The following is a 22,150-nucleotide window of genomic DNA, read 5'->3' as shown; positions in this document are numbered from 1 at the left end:
CCCCTGCCCGCGCGTTACCCTGCTGCCTTGCCGGCCACCAGGGCAAAGCACATCGGCAGCTGCGCCGTCTGGTTCTGGTAGATATCGAACTCTGCCTCCCGGTTGGAATGGGGATATTCCTCGAACCGGGTGAGGCTCATCCCGGCCGCGATCAGCCCCATGACGATATCGCTCATCTTGTGGCTGAACCAATAGGACGGCGGAGCGGATTGCTTGCTGCCGTCATAGGTGATCGCCTGCTCTGTCAGCGCGGGGCCATCACTGAAATAGGAATAGACCGGCAGATTGGGCTGCTCCAATTCCGGCTCAAACATCTCCAGCACCGGATGGGTTTCATAGATCACCAGCCGCCCGCCCGGCCGCAGCAGCCCGGCAACGGCCTGGAAAAACCGGTCCAGATCCGGCATCCAGCCCAGCACCCCGATGGTGATCACGGCAAAATCGAAATCGCGCCGGACATCCGGCGGCAGCGCATAGATATCGGAACAGAGGAATTCGCAGTCCGATCCCGCGATCTCTTTCAGGGTCTCGGCCTGTTTGAGGAATTCCGCTGACTGGTCGATCCCCAGACAGCGCTGCGCCCCAAAGGCCGCCAGCGACAGGGTTTCGCGCCCGTTGTTACAGCCGATCTGAACCCCGGAAAGCCCTTTCAGGCCCATCTCTTGCAGCGTCTGCGTCATGGTCCGGTCAAAGGTCGAAAACCCCGGCTGCGCAAATCCGGCTGTCAGCTCCTGCCACAGGGCGTTGCCCTCATGCAGCCGCGCCGAGCTGTCCCAAGCCATGCGGTTGGCTGCAACCGCCGTCTCCAGACTGATCCGATCTGCAGTCATTTCCAGCTCCAATAATTTGATCAAATAATGAGGACGGTGCCGGAAAACCGTCATGCGATCAACCCTTGGGGAGCCTTCCAAAAGGAAAAAGGGCCGCCCGCAGGCAGCCCTTTCTTTGCGTTTCGCAAACCTTCCGGCTTATTCGCCGCCGCCCAGCTGGTGGACATAGGCCGACACCGCGCGGATTTGCGCTTCGGTCAGGCGGGTGTTCCAGGCCGGCATCACGCCATAGCGCGAGTTGCTCACGGTCTCGGTCAGGGTGGCGTAGTCGCCGCCATAGAGCCAGATCGCATCGGCCAGGTTCGGCGCGCCCTGCGCGCGGTCGCCGGTGCCGTCTTCAGCGTGGCAGGAGGCGCAGTTGTCGGCAAAGACAACCGAACCGGCCTCAACCTGGCTGGCATCCTGCGCCTCGCCCGACAGCGACATCACGTAGTTCACCACTTGGGAAATCTCTTCTTTCTCAAGCAGCTCGTCGCGGCCAAAGGCAGGCATCTCGGAATAGCGCGCATCGTCGCTGTCCTCGTTGCGGATGCCGTGGGTGACGGTGGCGTGGATATCCTCCACCGAGCCGCCCCAGAGCCAGTCGTCGTCCAACAGGTTCGGATAGCCCTTGGCACCGGCAGCACCGGAGCCGTGGCACTGGGCGCACCAGGTCTTGAACACAGCGGAACCGGCGGACACCGCATAGGAGTTCAGATCCGCATCCGCCGCAATCGCGGTCAGCTCGGTTGCTTCCAGCTTGGCGTTGACCGGCGCGTTGGCTTCTTCCACCGCGGTGATCTCTGCCGCGACGTCGCCGCGCGTCGACCAGCCCAGCACCCCGGCAGTGGCGCCGTTGATCAGCGGCCAGGCCGGATAGGCGATGGTGTAGAGCACGCCCCAGATGATGGTCACATAGAAGGTCCACAGCCACCAGCGCGGCATCGGGTTGTCGAATTCCTCGATCCCGTCCCACTCATGGCCGGTGGTGTTCGGATCGCCCTCGAATTTTTGCGATTTCTTGCTCATGCCCTCGCCTCCTTATCCGCGGCGGGTTGGCCCTGGCTGGGCGCGGGTGCGTCATCATGCCGGAACGGGATGTTGGCGGTATCCTTGTAGACCTTGGTGCTGCCCGGGCGGAACGCCCAGACCACAACACCGATGAAAAAGGTGAACAGGAATAGCAGCATCCAGCTGTCCGCAAATTGCCTGAGAAGTGTATAGAGTTCCATCTCTCCCTCCTCAGCGGCTTGCGTCGGGCGTAAAGGTCGAGAAATCGACCAGCGTGCCCAGCATCTGCAGGTAGGCGATCAGCGCATCGGCCTCGGAAACACCGGGCTGGCCGTCAAAGTTGCGCACGTTGACACCCTCGCCATAGCGTTCCAGCAGCCCGTCGTAATCGCTGTCCGGATCCGCCTGGGCACGGAAGTCGCGCTGCGCCTGCTCCACCATCTCGTCGCTGTAGGGGGTGCCCAAGAGCGCGTTGGTGGCCATCACCTCGCCGATGTACTTGCCGTCGATCTTCTTCTCTTCGAGGAAGCCGTATTTCGGCATCACCGATTCCGGCACCACCGCCTGCGGGTCGCGCAGGTGGTCGACGTGCCACTCATCCGAGTAGCGCCCGCCGACCCGGGCCAGGTCCGGCCCGGTCCGCTTGGAGCCCCACTGGAACGGGCGGTCGTACATCGACTCCGCCGCCAGCGAATAGTGGCCGTAGCGTTCCACCTCATCGCGCATCGGACGGATCATCTGGCTGTGGCAGACATAGCAGCCCTCGCGGATGTAGATGTCCCGGCCCGCCAGTTCGAGCGGGGTGTAGGGACGCATGCCCTCCACCTCCTCGATGGTGTTTTCCAGGTAGAACAGCGGAGTGATCTGCACCAGGCCGCCAATGGTCACGACCAGGAAACTGCAGATCAGCAGCAGGGTCGCGTTGGTCTCGAGGATCTTATGTTTGTCGAGAATGGACATATCTGCCTGGCTCCTTATTCAGCCGGGACCTGAACCGTCAGGCTGGCCTCTTTGGCCGGGGCCCGGCGGACGGTCATCCACAGGTTGTAGCACATGATGATCGAGCCGGTGAGGAACATCACCCCGCCAAGACCGCGCACCACATACATCGGGAACTTCGCTGCCACGGTGTCGGCAAAGGAGTTCACCAGGAAGCCGTTGGCATCCACTTCGCGCCACATCAGGCCTTCCATGATGCCGGTCACCCACATCGACGCGGCGTAAAGCACGATACCGATGGTGGCGAGCCAGAAGTGCCAGGAGACGAGGCTGAGCGAGTACAGACGCTCACGCTTCCACAGCACTGGCACCAGATAGTAGAGCGCGCCAAAGGTGATCATGCCGTTCCAGCCCAAGGCGCCGGAGTGCACGTGGCCAATGGTCCAGTCGGTGTAATGCGACAGCGAGTTCACTGCACGGATCGACATCATCGGGCCTTCAAAGGTGGACATGCCGTAGAAACCGACAGAGATCACCATCATCCGGATCACCGGGTCGGTGCGCAGCTTGTCCCAGGCGCCCGAGAGCGTCATCAGGCCGTTGATCATGCCGCCCCAGGAAGGCATCCACAGGATCACCGACATCACCATGCCCAGGGTCGAAGCCCAGTCCGGCAGCGCGGTGTAATGCAGGTGGTGCGGGCCGGCCCAGATGTACAGGAAGATCAGCGCCCAGAAGTGGATGATCGACAGCTTGTAGGAGAACACCGGACGCTCGGCCTGTTTCGGGATGAAGTAATACATCATGCCCAGGAAGCCCGCGGTCAGGAAGAAGCCCACAGCGTTGTGGCCGTACCACCACTGGATCATCGCATCCTGCACGCCCGGCCAGACAATCACCGACTTGGAGCCCCAGATGGAGACCGGGATGGTCATGTTGTTGACCAGGTGCAGCATCGCCACGGTGACGATGAACGCCAGGTAGAACCAGTTCGCCACATAGATATGCGGCTCCTTACGCTTGATCACGGTGCCCAGGAACACCGCCAGATAGGCGACCCAGACAATGGTCAGCCACAGGTCGACGTGCCACTCGGGCTCTGCGTATTCCTTGGACTGGGTGGAGCCGAACAGATAGCCGGTCGCCGCCAGCACGATGAACAGCTGGTAGCCCCAGAACACGAACCACGCCAGGTTGCCGCCCCACAGCCGCGCCGCGGAGGTCCGCTGCACCACATAGAAGGAGGTGGCGATCAGCGCGTTGCCGCCAAAGGCGAAAATCACCGCGGAGGTGTGCAGCGGGCGCAGGCGGCCGAAATTGGCAAACCCTTGCGCCCATTCAAAGTTCAGCGCCGGAAAGGCCAGCTGGAACGCAATGAAGGTCCCTGCCAGAAATCCGACAACACCCCAGAAGGCAGTTGCAATTGCACCAGCGCGGATCACGCTGTCGAAATACTCATTTTCCACCCCGGCAACGGCCTTTTTCGGCTCTCCGGTGTGGCGCAAAGTATAGAGGAACAGCCCGCCGGCCACGATCATCACGATGACCGCATGCACCTGGTAAGCCAGATCCCGCGCGTAATTGGTACCGATCATCGCAAACAGCGTGACCAGACCAAGCGCTATCAGCTTGATATAGTTAGACATCTTGCGTCCCTTTGCCATGCCCCCGCGACTCTTGCGGATCCGGGGACGTTAATAGACCGCGCCCTTAATGCAAAAGGCGCCCCTGTGCTGCCTTGATCTGCATCAAGACAAATCCGGGCAACATGTGACACTTCTTCCCGTGCAGTGAAACACGCCGCACCGGCGCCGTACAGGCTCGCGGTGCATCATCCGCCGAGAGGTGTCAATGTCCTACAAGTCCTTGCTTACCGTCCTCACGGCTGCGGAAACCGCAGCGGCGCCTCTGGCGCAAATTGCGGCCCTGGCCGAGGAATTCGGCGCTCATGCCGATGCGCTCTGTCTTGGTGTCGACCGCACCCAGACGGGATATTATTATGCAGGCGCCAACGCGATGGTGCTGCAGGAAACCCTGGCCCGCGCCCAGGAAGAAGCCGAAGACGTCCAGGCCAGGGCCGAAGAGGCGCTGCAGCGGGCGGGCATCCCCTTTGCCACCGACAGCGGCGTCGCCCAGATCGCCGACCTCGGCCGCCATGTGGCACGCCATGCGCGGTTCTCCGACCTGGTGGTGCTGGGCAAGCCCTATGGCGCGGGCAAGCGCGCCGAGGCAGAGCCGATCGTCGAATCGGCGCTGTTCGAAGGCCGCGCGCCGGTGCTGGTGGTGCCGGACAAGATGCCGGGCGGGGGCGCGGTGATGCAGCGGCCCAAGACGGTCCTGGTGGCCTGGAACGAAAGCATTGAGGCAATGACCGCGATCCGCAAGGCGCTGCCCTTCCTGACCGGCGCCGATCTGGTGCGCATCGCAGTGATCGACCCGCCGCAGCACGGCCCCGAACGCTCCGATCCCGGCGGCATGCTGGCGCAGATGCTGTCGCGCCATGGCGTGTCCTGCGAGATCGACGTGCTCAGCAAGACGCTGACCCGGGTCTCTGACATCCTGAACCGCCACGCCGCCGACACCGCCGCCGATCTGATCGTGATGGGCGCCTATGGCCATTCCCGCTTCCGCGAGGCGATCCTGGGAGGCGCCACCCGCAACATGCTGGAACAGGCCGCAGTGCCGGTGCTGATGGCGCACTGACCCGGCGGCTGAGCCGGATTGCCGGCATGAAAAAGGCGCCCCGTCCCGGGGCGCCTTTTTTACTGCAGCAGGACCTGCTACCCCGCCTTGCGGATCAGGCCGATCAGGAACAAGAGGATCACTGCGCCGATGGTGGCGTGGATCAGCGACCAGAAGAAGCCGCCGCCCGCGGCAAACCCCAGCGCCGGAAAGATCGTGCCGGCCAGGAAGGCGCCCACAACGCCGACGATGATATTGCCAAGGATGCCAAATCCGCGCCCTTGCATGATCTTGCCCGACAGCCAGCCCGCCAGCGCCCCGATGATCAGCATCCCGAAAAGGCTTCCAAACTGCATTGCGGTCTCCATGTTATGTTACCGCAATAGTAGAGCACACCGGAGCCGCCGGGTCACCCGCTGCCGTCAGGCCCGGAAATCAGAGCCGCTCCCGCCCGTCGTCAGCCTTTCCTGCGAAAGGCTTCCTCCCGTTGGGCGTGGCTCGGCGCTGCGCGCCGAGCCACGCCCAAACCCGCCAGCGGGTCCGGCACAGCCGGGCACGCGCGGGCGCGGGAGCTCTGCCGGTGCTGGTGCTGGTGATGCGATGCGATGCGATGCGATGCGATGCGTGTTCTTGCGGGTTTTCCGGACCGCCTGTAAAGGCCAGCGGATTCAGCCCCCCCCGCCACTCCAGGCGTGTTTGCGCGCCTGGGATACAAACTGCTGCACTGCCTCTGAATCCTGCCGCCCGGCGGCCACCGACAACAGCACGCTGCGCTTCATGTCCTCGCGCGCCAGCGGCACTGTCACAATCCCGTCCATCACCACCGAATGGCGCGGCAGGATGGTGACACCCTGGCCGGTCTTGACCAGATACTGGATCCAGTCTTCGCGCTCGCTGCGCACCGAAATCCGCATCGCCACATTCTCCCGCACCGCCGTGGCCAGGAAGGTATCGCGGAACTCGCAATGCAGCCGGTCCAGATAGGATTGCCGCCCCAGATCCTCCAGGTCCACCGCCGGCCGCGCCGCATAGGGGTGATCGGCGGCGCAGGCCATCACCATATCCTCGGTGTAAAGCTCGATGTGGTGCAGCCGCCCGGCGTCCGAGACCGGCGCGCCGAGGATGGCCAGATCAACCCGCCCGCTCAGCAGGTCCTCGCCGATCTTCACCGCCGGCACATCGTGCAGGGTAATTTCCACATCCTGGTTTTCGGCCAGGTAATTCAGCATGAAACGCGACAGCCGGTAAGGCCCCACCGTGCACATCACCGCAATCTCCAAGGGCTGCACATTGCCGCTGCTGATCCGGCGTGCCTCTGCCTCGGCCGAGGACGCGCTGCGCGCCACCTCCGCCAGATGCAGCGCCATCGCCCGGCCCAGATGCGTGAGATGCGTCAGCCGCCCCTCGCGCCGGATCAGGCTGCCGCCCAGCTCCTCCTCCAGCTTGCGCACCGATTTGCTGAGCGCAGGCTGCGACACCCCGCTCTGCCGGGCGGCCTCGGAGAAATTCAGGGTTTCGGCCAGCAGCAGAAACTGGCGGATGCGGCGTAAATCCATGCGGGTCCTCCCGGACCCAGTAAACGGCATTTCGCAGGCAAAGGGCAGTTATCAATTCCATAACCCAAAACGGGCCGCCGCCCTCCTACCTTGACCCCAGTCACCCCTCGCACTTGCTCAAGGATTGCCACATGACCGCAGCTGCAAAGCCCCTCCTGCTGACCGCCCTCCTCGCCGCCGCTCTCGGGGGCGGTGCCGCAATTGCCCAATCGGATGCAATCCGCGGCGCCAGCTTCACCGCGGCCGGAGAGGCGGTGAAACCCGATGATTTCCGCCGCTGGGTCTTTGTGGGCAGCCCGCTGACCCCCAATGCGCTGAACGGCGGCGAGGCGCCCTTCCCCGAGTTCCACAATGTCTATGTGGAGCCCACTGCCTTTGACCATTATGCCGCCACCGGCACCTGGCCCGAGGGCACCCAGATCGCCAAGGAGCTGGTGATGGTGCAAACCGATGACAGCACCGATCCGGACACTGGCGCCAATGCGCAGGTCTCGGGCATCGGCTATTTCCAGGGCGAATTCGTTGGCCTGGAACTGCTGGTCAAGGACAATGCCCGCTTCCCGAATGAACCCGGCGGCTGGGCCTTCTTCTCCTTCGGCCACGGAGGCGAACCTTATGCGGACACCGCTGCTGCCTTCCCCACGGATGCCTGCAATGCCTGCCACGAGGCAAACGCAGCCGATGATTTTGTCTTTACCCAGTTCTACCCGGTGCTGCGGGCCGCAAAACCCTGAGTGGTTCCCCCCGCACGTGCACGCAGCACAGCCCCAAGGGTGCGGCCCAGCACCCTTGGGGATTTGTTCCGCTAAGGAATAAGGCGCCGGAGGGGCTCAGCCCAGGAAGCCGCCGTCGCTGTCGTCGCCGGCCTCTTCCATCAGGCGGCGCATGTCGGGCACGGTCACATGCCGTTTGCCTTCCAGCTGGATGATCCCGTCTTTCCGCAAGGCCGAGATCTGGCGGCTGACGGTTTCCAGGGTCAGGCCCAGGTAGTCCGCCATCGCCTCCCGCGTCAGCGGCAGGTCGAAAACCATCCGGTTGGTGGCGCCGCCGGGCGTCAGCGAGGCATCGCGCCGTGCAATGATCGACAGCAGGCTGGCGATCTTCTCGCGCGCGGTCTTGCGGCCCAGAACCAGCATCCATTCCCGCGCGGCGTCGAGTTCGTCCAGGGTCATTTCCAAGAGCCGGTGGGCGATATGCGGGGTGCGCTCCATCAGTTCTTCAAACGGCTTCTTGCGGAAGCAGCACATCACCACATCGGTGGTTGCAACCACGTCATAGGCGGCGCCCTCGCGGCCCGGACGGCCGACGAAATCGCTGGGCAGCAGCAGACCCACCATCTGGGTGCGGCCGTCCTCCATCGTCTGGGTCAGGGAGGCGATGCCGGAAACCACGGAGCCCACGAAATTCATCACGTCGCCGGACCAGATGATCGGCTGGCCGGCCTCGTAGGTGCGGTAGTATTTGATGCCGTCCAGCTCTTCCAGCTCATCCGCGTTGCAGCGTGCGCAGACGGCACGGTGACGGATCGGGCAGTCGCCGCATCTGGAGTGTGACAAGATCGGAGCGTTCATTCAGGGATCCCGTTTGATCTGGGTCAAGGCTTTGCTGCGCGCCTTTCCATAACGGTAATTGAATGGATCAGAAAGCTCAATTGGCCAAACTCGGTTTGTTTGACGCCAAAGTGCCGCGCTATACCAGTTACCCCACGGCGCCGCATTTTGGGAAGGCGGCGGATTCTGCGCAGTTTTCCACTTGGATTTCCAAGATTTCCCCCGGCAGCAGCATCTCTCTCTATGTGCATGTGCCGTTCTGCCGCAGACTGTGCTGGTTCTGCGCCTGCCGCACCCAGGGCACCCAGTCGGATGCGCCGGTGGAGGCCTATGCCGAGGTTCTGAAGGCGGAGATCGCCCTGCTGCGCGGCAGCCTGCCGGAGGGCATCACCCTGTCACGGCTGCATTGGGGCGGCGGCACGCCAACGCTGCTGAGCGCAGATCTGATCCGGGATCTGGCGGCTGCCATCACAGACGCCGTACCACTGGCGCCGCGGGCGGAGTTCTCGGTCGAGATCGACCCGAACGAAATCGGAGACCGGCGGCTGGAGGCGCTGGCGGAAGCAGGGATGAACCGCGCTTCTGTGGGCGTGCAGGATTTCGACAGCACCATCCAGCAGTCGATCGGCCGCATCCAGAGTTTCGAGACGACACGCCAGGCGATTGAGCTGCTGCGCGCGCATGGGATCGGCAGCCTCAATGCCGATATCCTGTTCGGGCTGCCGCATCAGACACAGGAACGGATGACCGAAAGCGTGCAGAAGCTGCTGTCGCTGACGCCGGACCGGGTGGCGGTCTACGGCTATGCCCATGTGCCCTGGATGGCTGGGCGGCAAAGCATGATCCGCTCCGATGCGCTGCCCACGCCTGAGGCGCGGCTGGAGCTGTTCGAGACCGCCCGCCAGCTGTTTCTGTGGGACGGCTACCGGGAGATTGGCATCGACCATTTTGCACGGCCCCATGACGGGCTGGCGGTGGCGCAGCAGACCGGGCGCCTGCGGCGTAATTTCCAGGGCTACACGGATGATCCGGCAGATGTGCTGATCGGCATCGGTGCTTCTGCAATCTCGCGCTTCCCGCAGGGCTATGCGCAGAACGCGCCCGCCACCTCGGCCTATGTCCGTGCCATCCGCGGCGGCCAGTTCGCAACCGCCCGCGGCCATGCGTTTGGCGGCGAGGACCTGCTCAGGGCGCGGCTGATCGAGGCGCTGATGTGCGATTTCCGCATCTGCCGCGAGGAGATCCTGTCGCGCTTTGCGGTGGCCGAGGCGGATCTGGACCGCATGTTTGCAGAGGCAGGCGCAGCCTTTCCGGGGATGCTGCAGATCTCCGCCAAGGGGCTGGAAATCCGCGCGGAGGCCCGCCCGCTGACGCGGATGATCGCGCGCAGTTTCGACGCTTATGACCTGAACCACGCAGGCCACAGCACCGCCATCTGATCCCCTTATTTCAAAGACAAAGTTCTCCCGCCCGTCGCCGCCGCGCCCCGGGCGCAGCGCTCCCGTTGGGCGAGGCTCAGCGCCCTTGGCGCTGAGCCTCGCCCAAGGCCGCCAAGGGGTCCCGGCGCAGCGGGGGCACCTGCGGGCGCGGGAGCATTCCGCTGGTTTTCAAGGCAGGCAAATAGGTCAGCAATACTGCCTGAATGTTTCGCGCGCGAAACATTTGGTCACGCCTGCTGCCGCAACTTATAGGCGTTGCACAAGCTGCGGACGCATAGATGCTGCAAAAGCTGCCGGAGGGTTAACCTGGGAGCGGTCTAACCCGCCGCGGCCAGCAGCCTGCGGGTGTAGTCCTGTTTCGGGTTGGCAAACAGCTCCTCTGCCGCGCCGGTCTCCACCACGTCGCCCTGGTTCATCACCACCACCTGATGCGACATCGCCCGCACCACGTTGAGGTCGTGGGAAATGAACAGATAGGCCAGCCCATAGCGCGTCTGAAGATCGCGCAAGAGTTCGACAATCTGCACCTGCACCGTCATGTCCAGCGCCGATGTCGGCTCATCCAGAACCACCAGTTTCGGGCGCAGCACCATGGCGCGGGCGATGGCGATGCGCTGGCGCTGGCCGCCGGAGAACTCATGCGGGTAACGGTCCATGGCAGCCGGATCCAGGCCCACTTCCGTCATCACCTCCGCCACCAGTTCGCGGGTGTCGCGGTGCTGGTCGACCTTGTGGATCGCCAGGCCTTCGGAAATGATCTGGGCGCAGGTCATCCGCGGGCTGAGCGAGCCGAACGGGTCCTGGAACACGATCTGCATATCCTTGCGCAAGGCACGCAGATCGCGGGTGGACCATTTGCGCAGGTCCTGGCCCTGGAAGGTGACCGCGCCCTCCGACGCGATCAGCCGCATGATGGCGAGCGCCAGGGTGGTCTTGCCGGAGCCGCTCTCCCCCACGATACCCAGGGTCTCCCCTGCCCGCACCGAGACCGACATCGGGTTCACCGCCTTTACATGGCCGACGGTGCGTTTCAGCAGGCCGCGCTGGATCGGGAACCAGACCTTGAGATCCCTGGCCGCCACCAGTTCCTGAGCATCCGCCGGCACCGGCTGCGGCTGGCCGGAGGGTTCCGCCGCCAGCAGTTTCTGCGTGTAAGGGTGCTGCGGGTTGGCAAAAATTTCGGCCGCCGGGCCTTCCTCAACAATCTCGCCGCTTTTCATCACGCAGACCCGGTCGGCGATGCGGCGCACGATGCCGAGGTCATGGGTGATGAACAACAGCCCCATGCCTTCGCTTTCCTTGAGTTCGGCCAAGAGGTCGAGGATCTGCGCCTGGATAGTGACATCGAGCGCGGTCGTCGGTTCATCTGCGATCAGGATGTCGGGCTTGTTGGCCAGCGCCATGGCGATCATCACCCGCTGCCGCTGCCCGCCCGACAGCTGGTGCGGGTAGGAGGTCAGCCGGTTTTCGGCGTCGCGGATGCCGACCTTCTCCATCAATTCCAGAATGCGGGCGCGGGCGGATTTGCCGGTCAGCCCCTGGTGCAGGGCGAGGGATTCCTCCAGCTGCCGTTCGATCGTGTGCAGCGGATTGAGCGAGGTCATCGGCTCCTGGAAGATGAAGCTGATGTCATTGCCGCGCACCTGCATCAGATGGCGCTCGCTGGCGCCGACCATTTCGGTGCCGTCATAGGTGACGGAGCCTGTCACCGTGGCGCTGTCGCCCAGGAGGGAAACGGTGGAGAGCGCCGAGACGGATTTGCCGGAGCCGCTTTCGCCCACCAGCGCCACGGTTTCACCGCGGCCAACGGAGAAGGAGACGCCGCGCACGGCCTCGGTCAGCTTGCCGTCCTGGCGGAAGGAGACGCGGAGGTTCTGGACGTTCAGGAGGGGGGAGGTTTTGGTCATGAATATTCCCTTCCCAGCCTAACGCCGAGGGCAGAGCCCGACCGCGGGCGGAAGCGAAGCGCCCGCCCGTCAAACCGAAGGTTTGCCTCCGGCAAAACGGGGCGGACGGGCACTGCCCGGCGTCCCGCCGGACGATGCATCTCAAACAAGTCTGAGCCGGTCATGAAAACGTCTTCCGCGGGTCAAAGGCATCGCGCACGCCTTCAAAGATGAAGATCAGCAGCGACAGCATGATGGCAAAGGTGAAGAAGGCGGTGAAGGCGAGCCAGGGCGCCTCAAGGTTTTGCTTGGCTTGCAGCGTCAGCTCCCCCAGCGAGGGGGCTGACGACGGCAGGCCGAAGCCGAGGAAGTCCAAACCCGCCAAGAGGCCGATGGTGCCGGTGATGATGAAAGGCAGCATGGTCAGCGTCGCCACCATCGCGTTGGGCAGCATGTGGCGGAACATGATGGTCAGGTTGCCGACCCCCAGCGCCTTGGCGGCGCGGACGTATTCCAGGTTGCGGGCGCGCAGGAACTCTGCCCGCACCACGCCGACCAGCGCGGTCCAGCCGAACAGCACCATCAGGAACACCAGGAGCCAGAAGCTGCGGCCCAGGATCGCAAACATGATGATGATGACATAAAGCGAGTTCACAGAGCCCCAGACCTCGATCACCCGCTGGAACACAAGGTCCGTCAGGCCCCCGAAATAGCCCTGCACCGCACCGGCCAGAATGCCGATGAGGCTGGCCGCGCCTGTTACCATCAGGGTGAACAGGATCGACAGGCGGAAGCCGTAGATCACCCGCGCCAGCACGTCGCGCTTGGTGTCATCGGTGCCCAGGAGGTTCAGCCCGCCGGGCGGCAGCGGCGCAGCGCCGGGGCGGTCGACGGTGGTGTCAAAGCTGTAGGGGATCGGCGGCCAGAGAGTCCAGCCCTCGTGGAAATCATCCGCCGCATAGGTTCCAGCGGCGATCTCCTCCAGGATTTCTTCCGGCGCGTCAAAACAGTCCTCAATGCCGCCGGAGCGGATCAGGCATTCGACCTCCGGGTCGCTGTAGACGGCCTCTGTCTGGAAATCGCCGCCGAAGCGGGTTTCGGGATAGAACTTGAACACCGGCGCATAGACCTCGCCGCGGTAGCTTACGAGGATTGGCTTGTCGTTGGCGATGAACTCGGCAAACAGCGACAGGCCGAACAGCACCGCGAAGATCCACAGTGACCAGTAGGCACGGCGGTTGCGGCAGAAGTTGCGCCAGCGGCGCTGGTTCAGGGGGGAGAGTGCCACGGGTCAGCCCTCCCGCTTTTCAAAGTCGATGCGCGGGTCGACCGCCACATACATCAGATCGGAGATGATCCCGACCACCAGCCCCATCAGGCCGAAGATATACATGGTGCCGAACATCACCGGGTAATCGCGCGCCACTGCGGCCTCAAACCCCAGCCGGCCGAGGCCGTCGAGCGAGAAGATCGTCTCGATGATCAGGGAGCCTGCAAAGAACACCCCGATGAACACTGCCGGGAAGCCGGCAATCACGATCAGCATCGCGTTGCGGAACACATGGCCATAAAGCACGCGGGTCTCGCTCAGCCCCTTGGCGCGGGCGGTCATCACGTATTGCTTCTTGATCTCATCAAGGAAGGAGTTCTTGGTCAGCAGCGTCAGCGTCGCAAAGGCCGCAATGGTGGAGGCGGTGACCGGCAGCGCGATGTGCCAGAAGTAATCCGCAATCTTGCCGAACAGGCTGAGGCTTTCCCAATTGTCCGAGGTCAGTCCGCGCAAGGGGAAGATCTGCCAGTAGGAACCGCCGGCAAACAGCACCAGCAGCATGATGGCAAAGAGGAAGCCGGGGATCGCATAGGCGGCGATGATCACGCCGCTGGTCCAGGTGTCAAAAGGCGAGCCGTCCCGCATCGCCTTGCGGATGCCCATCGGGATTGAGATCAGATAGGCAATCAGCGTCGACCACAGGCCGAGCGAGATCGACACCGGCATCTTCTCCAGCACCAGATCGGTGACGCCGATCTTGCGGAAGTAGCTCTCGCCGAAATCAAAGGTGGCGTAGTTGCCAAGCATGACCAGGAACCGTTCCAGCGGCGGCTTGTCGAGGCCGAACTGCTGTTCCAGCTCTGCAATCAGCTCCGGCGGCAGGCCCTGGCGGCCGGCGTAATTCTCGTTGGCGCTGATCGCCTCGGTGCCGGTATCGCCGCCGCCGCCGGCAAAGCCCTCGAATACGTCGCCGCCGCCCTCAATCTGGGCAATGATCTGTTCCACCGGGCCGCCGGGCACGAATTGCACCAGGGCAAAGTTCACCACCAGGATGCCGAACAGCGTCGGGATCACCAGCAGCAGGCGGCGAAGAATATAGGCTGCCATCTGTGTCCCTTACCGCAACGCGCCGGCAGATTTGAGCGCGGCCTCGCGCTCCGCATCAATCCACCACAGGTCCAGCATGCCGGTGTTATAGGGCGGCAGGTTCTCCGGGTGGCGGTACATGTCCCAATAGGCAATCCAGTTCACGTCCAGATACCAGGTCGGCACCATGAACCGCTTGGCCCGCAGCACCCGGTCCAGCGCGCGGGCATTAGCACGCAGGTCTTCCAGGGTTTTGGCCTCGATAACGCCATCAATCAGCGCGTCTACTGCCGGATCGGCCAGCCCGGCCGGGTTGAACACCGAATACTCATGCGCCTCCGAGCCGAAATACTGTTGCAGACCGGTCGACGGCTCCAGTGACATCGGGAAAGCAGTGAAAATCATGTCGATCTCCTTTTCCCGGCGGCGGCTTGTAAACTGGGCGTAATCGACCCGGTTGACCACCGCATCCACACCCATGGTGCGCAGGTTCGCGACATAGGGCTGCACGATACGCTCGATGGTGGGGCTGTCCACAAGGAATTCGATCTTCAAAAGCACGCCATCCGCGTTGCGGCGCATGCCGTCATCTCCAACCATCCAGCCGGCTTCATCCAGCAGTTTCATCCCCCGGCGCAGGTTCTTGCGGTCGCCGGGGCGCGACGCCTTGGAGGTATGCGCCATCGCCGGTTCCGACGTCAGGATCGACGGGTCTATCTGGTCACCGAGCGTCTCCAGCACCTCTCTCTCGCGGCCTTCGGGAAGGCCGGTGGCAGCCAGCGGCGTGTCCTGCCAGAAAGAGGAACGGTGCCGGAACAGCCCGTACTGCAGGCTTTCGTTGGTCCATTCGAAATTGAACGCCAGCTGCATCGCCTCGCGCACACGGATGTCCTGAAACTTGGGCCGCAGCAGGTTCATCACGAAACCCGCGGCAGCAGGCACATTTCCGTCGGGAATTTCCGCTTTGATCACTTGGCCGTTTTCAACCGCGGCAAAGTCATATGCGGTTGCCCAACTTTTCGAATTGCTTTCCGTGCGCAGCGTGTAGACGCCAGCCTTGAAACCTTCCATTGCAGCGATTGCATCGCCGAAATACTCGACCCGGATGCGGTCATAGTTGTGACGGCCCGCGTTCACGTTCAGGTCCTTGCCCCAGTAGTCCGGGTTGCGCTTGTAAACGATGCGCTGGTTCACATCGGCACTTTCCAGAACATAGGGGCCGGAGCCGATGCCCGGATCCAGGCGAGGCTGGTCAATGCGGCGGTTTTCAGGGTCCGCCTCGAACCAAGCCTTGGAGAACACCGGCGTGCCGCCAACCTGAGAGATCATCGACCGGCGCGGAAAATCCGGGGAGAAGTGGAATTTGACCCGGTGCGGTCCCAGCGCCTCAGCCTTGGGAATGCGTTTGCGCACCGCTTCGGCGTAGGATTTCAGCCCCTGATCCAGCAGGATGTTGTGGGAGAACACGACGTCTTCGGCGGTGACCGGAGAGCCATCGGAGAATTTGGCCTCGGGCCGCAGATTGAAGATCACCCAGTCCTGGCTTTCGGGATATTCCAGGCTTTCGGCGATCAGCCCGTAATATGAACCCGGCTCGTCATAGGATTCCACCAGCAGGCTTTCGTAGTGGCTGGAGGCAAGCATCCCGGCGCGGCCCTTGCGGGTGAACGGGTTCATGCTGTCGAAGGTGCCGACGGCGGAAATCGACAGCTCGCCGCCCTTGGGGGCCTGCGGGTTCACATAGTCGAAATGCGCAAACCCTTCGGGGTATTTCAGCTCCCCGAACTCGGCGAATCCATGCGCCTTGATGACCGTCTCTTCTGCCTTGGCCAGCGTCGCGGCGGCCAGCGCCAGGATCAGGCCCATCATCAGTGCCTGGGCCAGCGCTGCCGCGGCCTGCAACGGGTTCACCCTCTGTTTCACGCGCACGCGCGCCGCAGCCTGAGCGGTTTTCATCTGCCATGACCTCCTTTGCCCGGAACTCCGGCCCGGATTTCTGCTCTCAAGCTAATGTCCGGGGGCGGTAACATTCAAGTTGAGATTAGGTGATATCCCCCGCTCGTTTGGCACAAAGCAGCCGAAACAAGGGCCTGCGTGCAACCGCGCTTGCGCGTAATAAAATTGCCTGCCAGCCTTTGATCACGATTGCGTTATGGAACGAGGGAGTTTGCCGATGCTGAAGTCAATGAAACTTGCCGCCCTTGCGGTTGCCGGGGCCGCCGTGCTGAGTGCCTGCGCCCAGCAGGAGGAAGAAGTGGTCTACAGCAGCCCCGAAGAGGCCTATTGCGTGCAGACCGGCGGCAGTTACGTGCTGCGCAGCGGCAAGGCGGGCACCGTCGGCGTCTGCATCCTGCCTGACGGCCAGGAGCGCGATGCGCTGGCCTATTACCGGGAAAACAACCCGGCCTGACCCGGGACTGCCTGCACGGCCATCAAAAAAGCCGCTGCGCACTGCAGCGGCTTTTTCAATTGGATAGCTGGGACAGCGGTCTGGATTAGTTGTCCAGGCTGTCCAGGTAGGCGATGAGGTTCACCCGGTCCTTCTGCTTTTTCAGGCCGGAGAACGACATGGTGGTGCCCGACGCATAAGCCGACGGCTTGGTCAGGAAGGCGTCCAGCTCTTCTGCGGTCCAGGCCTTGTCGGCCATGCCGCTCAGCGCGCCGGAGTAGCCGAAACCGGATGCGGCTGCGATGTTGCGGCCAACCACGCCGTACAGATACGGGCCGGTGGAGTTGGCGCCGTCTTCCAGCTTGTGGCAGGCAGAGCATTTCTTGAAAACTTTGGCGCCTTTTGCGACATCGGCGGAGGCCATCAGCTCTTCAAAGCTGACTTCCGGCTCGTCGCTTGCCGCGGCATCGGCCGAGGCGACTTCGATCACATAGGAAGCCTCACCGTGGCTGTCCATGTGATACAGTACTTCTGCGCCCCATTTGCCCAGAAGGAATACCAGGAACGCGCCGCAGACGCCTGCGGTCGCTTTGGTGAGGGTCATCGTGTCAAACATGATCGCGAGTCCATTTAGCTGTCTGCAGGGGTGTCTAAGGCTTCCCCTCCCAAGTGGCAAGGTATAGACAGCGCGACGAAACGCCCAAATATTGAAGTTTTGCACGGGGAACACACCCATGAGCCGCAAAATCGCCATTCAGGGGGAGCTTGGCTCCTACAGCCACGAGGCCTGCCGCATTGCCCGCCCCGGTATGGAGGTGCTGCCCTGCCGCACGTTCGAGGAGATTCTGGAGGCGGTGCGCAGCGGCGAGGCGGAGCAGGCGATGCTGCCGGTGGAAAACTCCACCTATGGCCGTGTGGCCGACAGCCACCGGCTCTTGCCGCACAGCGGGCTGCATATCGTCGACGAGGCGTTTGTGCGGGTGCATATCAACCTCTTGGCGGTGCCGGGGGCAAAACTGGAAGACATCCAGGAGGCGCATTCGCATCTGGTGCTGCTGCCGCAATGCGGGACCTTCCTGCGCGAACACGGCATCCGCGGCCGCGTCAGCCCCGACAACGCCCGCGCCGCCCGCGACGTGGCCGAGGCCGGCGACATCCACTCTGCCGCGCTGGCCAGCGAACTGGCGGGCGAGATCTACGGGCTGGACGTGCTGGCCCGCCATATCGAGGACAACGGCGACAACACCACCCGCTTCCTGATCATGGCCAAGGACATTGATTACACCCGCCGCGGCGCCCACAACATGATCACCAGCTTTGTGTTCCAGGTGCGCAACATCCCGGCGGCGCTGTATAAGGCGATGGGCGGCTTTGCCACCAATGGCATCAACATGACCAAGCTGGAAAGCTACATGGTGGACGGGTCGTTCACCGCCACCCAGTTCTATGCCGATATCGAGGGCCACCCCGAGGATGCCAATGTGCAGCTGGCAATGGATGAGCTGAGCTATTTCACCACCAATGTGGAAATCCTCGGCGTTTACCCGGCGGACAACGGCCGGTTCTAGGCGCGGCGGAATTCGGCGCGAATTCCGGCCAGGAAAAATCGATTTTTCCTGGCCGTTTTCCTCGCAGGAAAACGGCGTCTGCAACACAAAACGGCGGGATTAAGTGAGAGGCTGGACATCGACCCAAGCGGGGCTCGTTGTGGCTGCTTCCTTCCGGACCTGACCAGGTTGGCGAGGCGCTTGCCCGCGCCAACCTCTCGAATCCCGATATAAGGACCGCTGCCGGGAATGGCAAGAGCGGCTGCGGGGTGCCGTCAGACCGTCAAAGCCGCAGCTCCAATTCCAGGAAACCGCCGCTGTTGTATCCGCGCGGGCGCACCAGCCCGGCCGGCAGTTCATCGAAATAGGACTGCGCCCCCGGCCCGGTCACCGCCACCGCGCTGGCGCCAGGGACCGGCACCAGCTGCCAGGGATAGGGCATCTCTGCCAGCGGGTCGGCGGGCAGGCGGCCGGCAATATAATCACGCACCGCCTTGCGGATGCGCATCGGCGGCAGCGGCAGGTGCTCGGCCTCCTGCAGCACGCGGAAATTGCCGCCGCCGCTGACCCGGTAGCTGTTCGCCGCCACTGCGAAACGCTGGCCCGGCTCCACCGGGCGGCCCTGCCAGCGCAGGTCCGTGATTCGCTGCGCCTGCGGATTGATCCGGTCGCCGGCGGCCGAGAACCGCGGCGGCTGCGACAGGTCGATCCGGTAGCTGAGCCCGAAGATCACATCAAAGTTATGGCCCGCACGCTGCGGGTCCGCCAGCAAATGCCTGCCGCTGCCCGGCGGGATCCGGTTGAACAGCCCTGCCGACATCTCCAGCCAGTCCTGCAGCTGGCTGCCGGTCACCGCCACCGCCCGCAGCTCATTCGGGAACACTTGCAGATCGGCGATATTGCGGGCGCACAGGTCCCCGGCCGGGATATCGGTATAGAACTGCGGGCCGGAGCGGCCGCCGAACTTGCCGGGAGCGGCCGCGGACAGCAGCGGCAGCGTTTCCGCAGCGGTCCCCCGCAGCAGCTGCCGCACCGCAGCCGCCTGGGCGCAGGCCGCCAGCGCCAGCCCGCGGTCAGGCGCAAAGAAGGTGAAATAGGAATGCATTGCCACCGAACTGTAGCCGGCGGGTGCGCCCATCCGCTCCAGGGTGCGCGCGTGATCTGCGGCCAGCGCCTGCACGAAACCCGCGTCCTCATCCGCCAGCGGCCGGGCCGCGCCCCCGGCCTGCTCCGCCGCCGGCTGCAGGCTCGCCGCACCGCCAGCCAGGCGCCAGCCGGCGGCGGTGTGCTCCAGCTCCAGTTCCAGCAGCCCCAGATGCGAGCCATGCGCGCCAGGCATCACCGCCGGCTTGGTCAAGGGATGGCGGGGGTCCGGCAAGGTCAGATGGGTGTGGCCACCCACCACCGCGTCGATGCCGTCCAGCGCAGCCAGCGGCCCCAGCACGTTTTCGCCGCTGCCGGACCCATCTTCGCTGCCGAGGCCGGTATGGGCCAGCGCCAGCACCAGATCGCAGCCCTGCGCCTTCAGCGCCCGGGCTTGGGCGGCAGCGCTTTCCAGAATGCCGGAGGCAACCAGCTGCGACTGCAGCGCCGGGCCGCACCAGGTCAGCGTCTGCGGCGGCAGCACCGAAAGCAGACCGATCCGCACCGGCGGCAAGCCCGGGCAGCCCGGCACCGCGCGCTCCAGCACCGCGGACGGGCGGAACGGCAGCTGCAGCCCGGGCCGGGCCGCGGCCAGGTTGGAGCACAGCACCGGGCACGGCATATCCGCCAGCACATCTGCCAGCGCCTCCAGCCCGAAATCGAAGTCGTGGTTGCCCAGCCCGATAGCGTCATATTCCAAAAACTGGAATGCACGAGCCAGCGGATGCGGCCCCGCGGACTCCGGCAGGATATCCCCCAGCGGCGCGCCCTGAAACCCGTCGCCGTTGTCCACCAGAATGCAGGCAGCGCCCGCCGCGGCGGCCTCAGACCGGGCCTGGCGGATCAGCGTCGCCACCCGCGACAGGCCGATGGCGGTACCGGCCCTGCCGGCGTAGTAATCGTAGCTCAGCAGATTGCAGTGCAGGTCCGTTGTGGCCAGCACATGCAACCGCCCGGCGCCCTGCGCGTCAGAGGCCTCTGCCCCGATTGTCATGTCGCGAATTCTGCTGACACCGTTTGTCCGCCGCTCCTTCCGCGCCCTGTGGCGCCGTTTTTGATTTGCGGCTATTTGAATCAGCGTTTTAACGATTTGCAAAGAAACCTTTGTGCGGCTTTTGATTTTTTTTGCTGACGCTGCGGCAGCCGGGCAGATGCGCCCTGTTCTGCGGGGAAAACCCTGTCCGGATGCGGCATGGGTGTGGCGGCATGGTGACAGGCAAGCACGGATCCGCGGCAATCGCTGGCAAGCCCTGCGGCACACTGTCATGGATGGCGCATCGCCGTCCGTTGCAAGGGGGCAAGCCCCCGCCAGCCAGAGGAGAGCCCGCATGAAACGCGCAGAACAGGTGACTTTCGGCGGCGGCGGCGGATTGGACCGGGCGGCGCATTTGCGCACGGACAGCACAGCCCTGGATGCGGCATGGAACAGCCCGCGGGCGCAGGTGCTGCTGATGTGGCGCGGCAAGCCGCTGACCCTGCGCGCAGACGAGGCAGAGCTGCCCTGCGGCCTGGCCTGGACTGCACCGACGCATCCGCTGGCGGCGGACAACCGGGGCAGCGCGGTCTTTCTGGGGCTGGCCCCCGAAGGCGCCGCCTGTTTTGCCTGCGATATCAGCCATTGGCAGCCCGAAGCGCTGGACCAGGAAGCCCTGAACAGCTTTGCCGATGCCAGCGAGCAGCAGCACCCGGATCTGCCGCCCGCCCATGTCTTTGCCGAACTGCGCCGGGTGATGACCCGGCTCACCCCGCTGGAAGCGGAACTGGCGGCCACCGCCAAGGCCCTGCTGGCCTGGCACCGCAGCCACCGGTTCTGCGCCTGCTGCGGTGCGCCGAGCGATCTGGCGCAGGCCGGCTGGCAGCGGGTCTGCCCGTCCTGCAAGGCACCGCATTTCCCGCGCACCGACCCTGTTGTGATCATGCTGATCACCCACGGCGGCAGCGTCCTGATGGGCCGCTCGCCGGGCTGGCCCGAGGGGATGTATTCGCTGCTGGCGGGCTTTGTCGAACCCGGCGAAACGCTGGAGGCCGCGGTGCGCCGCGAAGTGCTGGAGGAAACCGGCGTGCAGGTGGGCGCGGTCAGCTATCTGTCCAGCCAGCCCTGGGCCTTTCCGATGTCGCTGATGTTCGGCTGTGCGGGTGAGGCGCTGAGCCGGGAGATCACCATCGACCCGGAGGAAATCGAGGATGCCATGTGGGTCAGCCGCCAGGACATGATGACGGCCTTTGCAGGCGGACATCCTATTCTGAAACCGGCGCGAAAAGGCGCAATTGCGCATTTTCTGCTCAAGAACTGGCTTGCAGACACGCTGGACTAAGCTGCATATTGCCGCAAACAGCACGGCAGAATGGCCGCGCAGCAGAGGCAGGCATCCATGGAATTCAAAAGCAAAGAAGATATCGAAGCCCCGATTGCCGACGTCTTTGGCGCGATCTCCGATTTCGATCTGCTGGAACGCTCCGCCCTGCGCCGCGGCATCCAGGTGCAGCGCACCGGCGACCCTGCGCATCCTGAGAACGGGCTGGCCTGGGATCTGAGCTTCAGGTTCCGCGGCAAGCAGCGCGACGTGCGGCTGACGCTGGCCTCTTATTCCCCCGTGACCGGGATGGCCCTGACAGGCGGCGGCAGCGGTATCGACGGCCGGATGGAGATTGAGCTGCTGGCGCTGTCGCCGCAGCGGACCCGGATGTCAGCGCAGCTGAAACTGGCGCCCTCCACCCTGACCGGGCGGCTGCTGATACAATCGCTGAAACTGGCGCGCAGCAATCTCAACCGCCGCTTCAAGCTGCGGCTGGCCGATTATGCCCGCCTGACTGAAGAACGCCTAAGCCGGACAGCCTGAGGC

Annotated in this window: 21 protein-coding genes and 1 other RNA gene; 7 read left to right on the top strand and 15 right to left on the bottom strand. The window is 64.0% G+C overall.

All coding sequences use genetic code 11. The features are described 5' to 3' along the window. Positions 1-14 precede the first annotated feature (14 nt). The 5 genes from ACXAEK_RS09190 to ccoN form a co-directional block, all read right to left on the bottom strand. Complete coding sequence (locus tag ACXAEK_RS09190; RefSeq protein WP_475041367.1) at positions 15-830, bottom strand: class I SAM-dependent methyltransferase; 816 nt, start codon at positions 828-830, stop codon at positions 15-17. A gap of 138 nt (positions 831-968) precedes the next feature. After that, entirely contained in the window at positions 969-1,838 is an 870-nt protein-coding gene (gene ccoP / locus ACXAEK_RS09185) for a cytochrome-c oxidase, cbb3-type subunit III (RefSeq protein WP_475041365.1), read from the bottom strand. After that, the gene (locus tag ACXAEK_RS09180; RefSeq protein ID WP_475041363.1) at positions 1,835-2,041 is read right to left on the bottom strand and encodes a cbb3-type cytochrome oxidase subunit 3; all 207 of its coding nucleotides are present in this window, start codon (positions 2,039-2,041) and stop codon (positions 1,835-1,837) included. Before ACXAEK_RS09180 ends, ccoP begins: the two co-directional genes overlap by 4 nt. A gap of 10 nt (positions 2,042-2,051) precedes the next feature. Next, entirely contained in the window at positions 2,052-2,780 is a 729-nt protein-coding gene (gene ccoO, locus ACXAEK_RS09175; RefSeq protein ID WP_475035106.1) for a cytochrome-c oxidase, cbb3-type subunit II, read from the bottom strand. Between the two features lie 14 nt (positions 2,781-2,794). After that, on the bottom strand, positions 2,795-4,405 hold the full coding sequence (ccoN, locus tag ACXAEK_RS09170) for a cytochrome-c oxidase, cbb3-type subunit I (RefSeq protein ID WP_475041362.1): 1,611 nt from the start codon (positions 4,403-4,405) through the stop codon (positions 2,795-2,797). A 205-nt stretch (positions 4,406-4,610) separates the two neighbouring features. On the opposite strand from ccoN, the gene ACXAEK_RS09165 reads away from it, so the two are divergent. Next, positions 4,611-5,462: a universal stress protein gene (locus tag ACXAEK_RS09165; protein WP_475041360.1), complete on the top strand. Its 852-nt coding sequence runs from the start codon at positions 4,611-4,613 to the stop codon at positions 5,460-5,462. 77 nt (positions 5,463-5,539) lie between these two features. Here the strand turns inward: ACXAEK_RS09165 and ACXAEK_RS09160 are convergent, their stop codons facing one another. After that, positions 5,540-5,797 carry a GlsB/YeaQ/YmgE family stress response membrane protein gene (locus ACXAEK_RS09160; RefSeq protein WP_475041358.1) on the bottom strand — a complete coding sequence of 86 codons (258 nt, stop codon included), beginning with the start codon at positions 5,795-5,797 and terminating at the stop codon, positions 5,540-5,542. Positions 5,798-6,109: 312 nt separating this feature from the next. Next, positions 6,110-6,997, bottom strand: coding sequence for a LysR family transcriptional regulator (locus tag ACXAEK_RS09155; RefSeq protein ID WP_475041356.1), 888 nt, complete (start codon positions 6,995-6,997; stop codon positions 6,110-6,112). Between the two features lie 131 nt (positions 6,998-7,128). On the opposite strand from ACXAEK_RS09155, the gene ACXAEK_RS09150 reads away from it, so the two are divergent. Further along, positions 7,129-7,731, top strand: a complete 603-nt coding sequence (locus ACXAEK_RS09150) for a cytochrome P460 family protein (RefSeq protein ID WP_475041355.1) — start codon at positions 7,129-7,131, stop codon at positions 7,729-7,731. Positions 7,732-7,827: 96 nt separating this feature from the next. On the opposite strand, the gene fnrL is transcribed toward ACXAEK_RS09150, so the two are convergent. Further along, positions 7,828-8,568: a transcriptional regulator FnrL gene (fnrL, locus tag ACXAEK_RS09145; protein WP_475041354.1), complete on the bottom strand. Its 741-nt coding sequence runs from the start codon at positions 8,566-8,568 to the stop codon at positions 7,828-7,830. Between the two features lie 62 nt (positions 8,569-8,630). Here fnrL and hemN point away from each other — a divergent pair, with 62 nt between their 5' ends. After that, entirely contained in the window at positions 8,631-9,986 is a 1,356-nt protein-coding gene (gene hemN, locus ACXAEK_RS09140) for an oxygen-independent coproporphyrinogen III oxidase (protein ID WP_475041352.1), read from the top strand. Between the two features lie 317 nt (positions 9,987-10,303). On the opposite strand, the gene ACXAEK_RS09135 is transcribed toward hemN, so the two are convergent. The 4 genes from ACXAEK_RS09135 to ACXAEK_RS09120 form a co-directional block, all read right to left on the bottom strand. After that, positions 10,304-11,893, bottom strand: coding sequence for an ABC transporter ATP-binding protein (locus ACXAEK_RS09135; protein WP_475041351.1), 1,590 nt, complete (start codon positions 11,891-11,893; stop codon positions 10,304-10,306). A 160-nt stretch (positions 11,894-12,053) separates the two neighbouring features. Next, the gene (locus tag ACXAEK_RS09130; protein WP_475041349.1) at positions 12,054-13,160 is read right to left on the bottom strand and encodes an ABC transporter permease; all 1,107 of its coding nucleotides are present in this window, start codon (positions 13,158-13,160) and stop codon (positions 12,054-12,056) included. Between the two features lie 3 nt (positions 13,161-13,163). After that, positions 13,164-14,249, bottom strand: a complete 1,086-nt coding sequence (locus ACXAEK_RS09125) for a microcin C ABC transporter permease YejB (RefSeq protein ID WP_475041347.1) — start codon at positions 14,247-14,249, stop codon at positions 13,164-13,166. 9 nt (positions 14,250-14,258) lie between these two features. Then, complete coding sequence (locus ACXAEK_RS09120) at positions 14,259-16,184, bottom strand: extracellular solute-binding protein (protein WP_475041345.1); 1,926 nt, start codon at positions 16,182-16,184, stop codon at positions 14,259-14,261. Positions 16,185-16,401: 217 nt separating this feature from the next. Between ACXAEK_RS09120 and ACXAEK_RS09115 the strand changes: the two genes are divergently transcribed. Next, a complete protein-coding gene (locus tag ACXAEK_RS09115; RefSeq protein ID WP_475041343.1) occupies positions 16,402-16,638 on the top strand; it encodes a putative hemolysin in 237 nt (78 codons plus the stop codon). A gap of 85 nt (positions 16,639-16,723) precedes the next feature. Here the strand turns inward: ACXAEK_RS09115 and ACXAEK_RS09110 are convergent, their stop codons facing one another. Beyond that, positions 16,724-17,233: a c-type cytochrome gene (locus ACXAEK_RS09110; protein ID WP_475041341.1), complete on the bottom strand. Its 510-nt coding sequence runs from the start codon at positions 17,231-17,233 to the stop codon at positions 16,724-16,726. A gap of 118 nt (positions 17,234-17,351) precedes the next feature. Between ACXAEK_RS09110 and ACXAEK_RS09105 the strand changes: the two genes are divergently transcribed. Next, a complete protein-coding gene (locus ACXAEK_RS09105) occupies positions 17,352-18,185 on the top strand; it encodes a prephenate dehydratase (RefSeq protein ID WP_475041339.1) in 834 nt (277 codons plus the stop codon). A 101-nt stretch (positions 18,186-18,286) separates the two neighbouring features. Here the strand turns inward: ACXAEK_RS09105 and ffs are convergent. Beyond that, an RNA gene (gene ffs, locus ACXAEK_RS09100) (signal recognition particle sRNA small type) lies at positions 18,287-18,385 on the bottom strand. A 62-nt stretch (positions 18,386-18,447) separates the two neighbouring features. Next, complete coding sequence (locus ACXAEK_RS09095; protein ID WP_475041338.1) at positions 18,448-20,301, bottom strand: 5'-nucleotidase C-terminal domain-containing protein; 1,854 nt, start codon at positions 20,299-20,301, stop codon at positions 18,448-18,450. A gap of 334 nt (positions 20,302-20,635) precedes the next feature. On the opposite strand from ACXAEK_RS09095, the gene nudC reads away from it, so the two are divergent. Both nudC and ACXAEK_RS09085 read left to right on the top strand, forming a co-directional pair. Continuing rightward, the gene (gene nudC, locus ACXAEK_RS09090; RefSeq protein ID WP_475041337.1) at positions 20,636-21,622 is read left to right on the top strand and encodes an NAD(+) diphosphatase; all 987 of its coding nucleotides are present in this window, start codon (positions 20,636-20,638) and stop codon (positions 21,620-21,622) included. A gap of 57 nt (positions 21,623-21,679) precedes the next feature. Next, the gene (locus ACXAEK_RS09085) at positions 21,680-22,147 is read left to right on the top strand and encodes an SRPBCC family protein (RefSeq protein ID WP_475041335.1); all 468 of its coding nucleotides are present in this window, start codon (positions 21,680-21,682) and stop codon (positions 22,145-22,147) included. The last annotated feature ends 3 nt before the right edge of the window (positions 22,148-22,150 follow it).

This window comes from Leisingera sp. ABM4_101 (genome assembly GCF_056158725.1).
The sequence above is the reverse complement of the archived record's forward strand: the minus strand, read 5'-3'. Positions and strand labels throughout refer to the sequence as shown.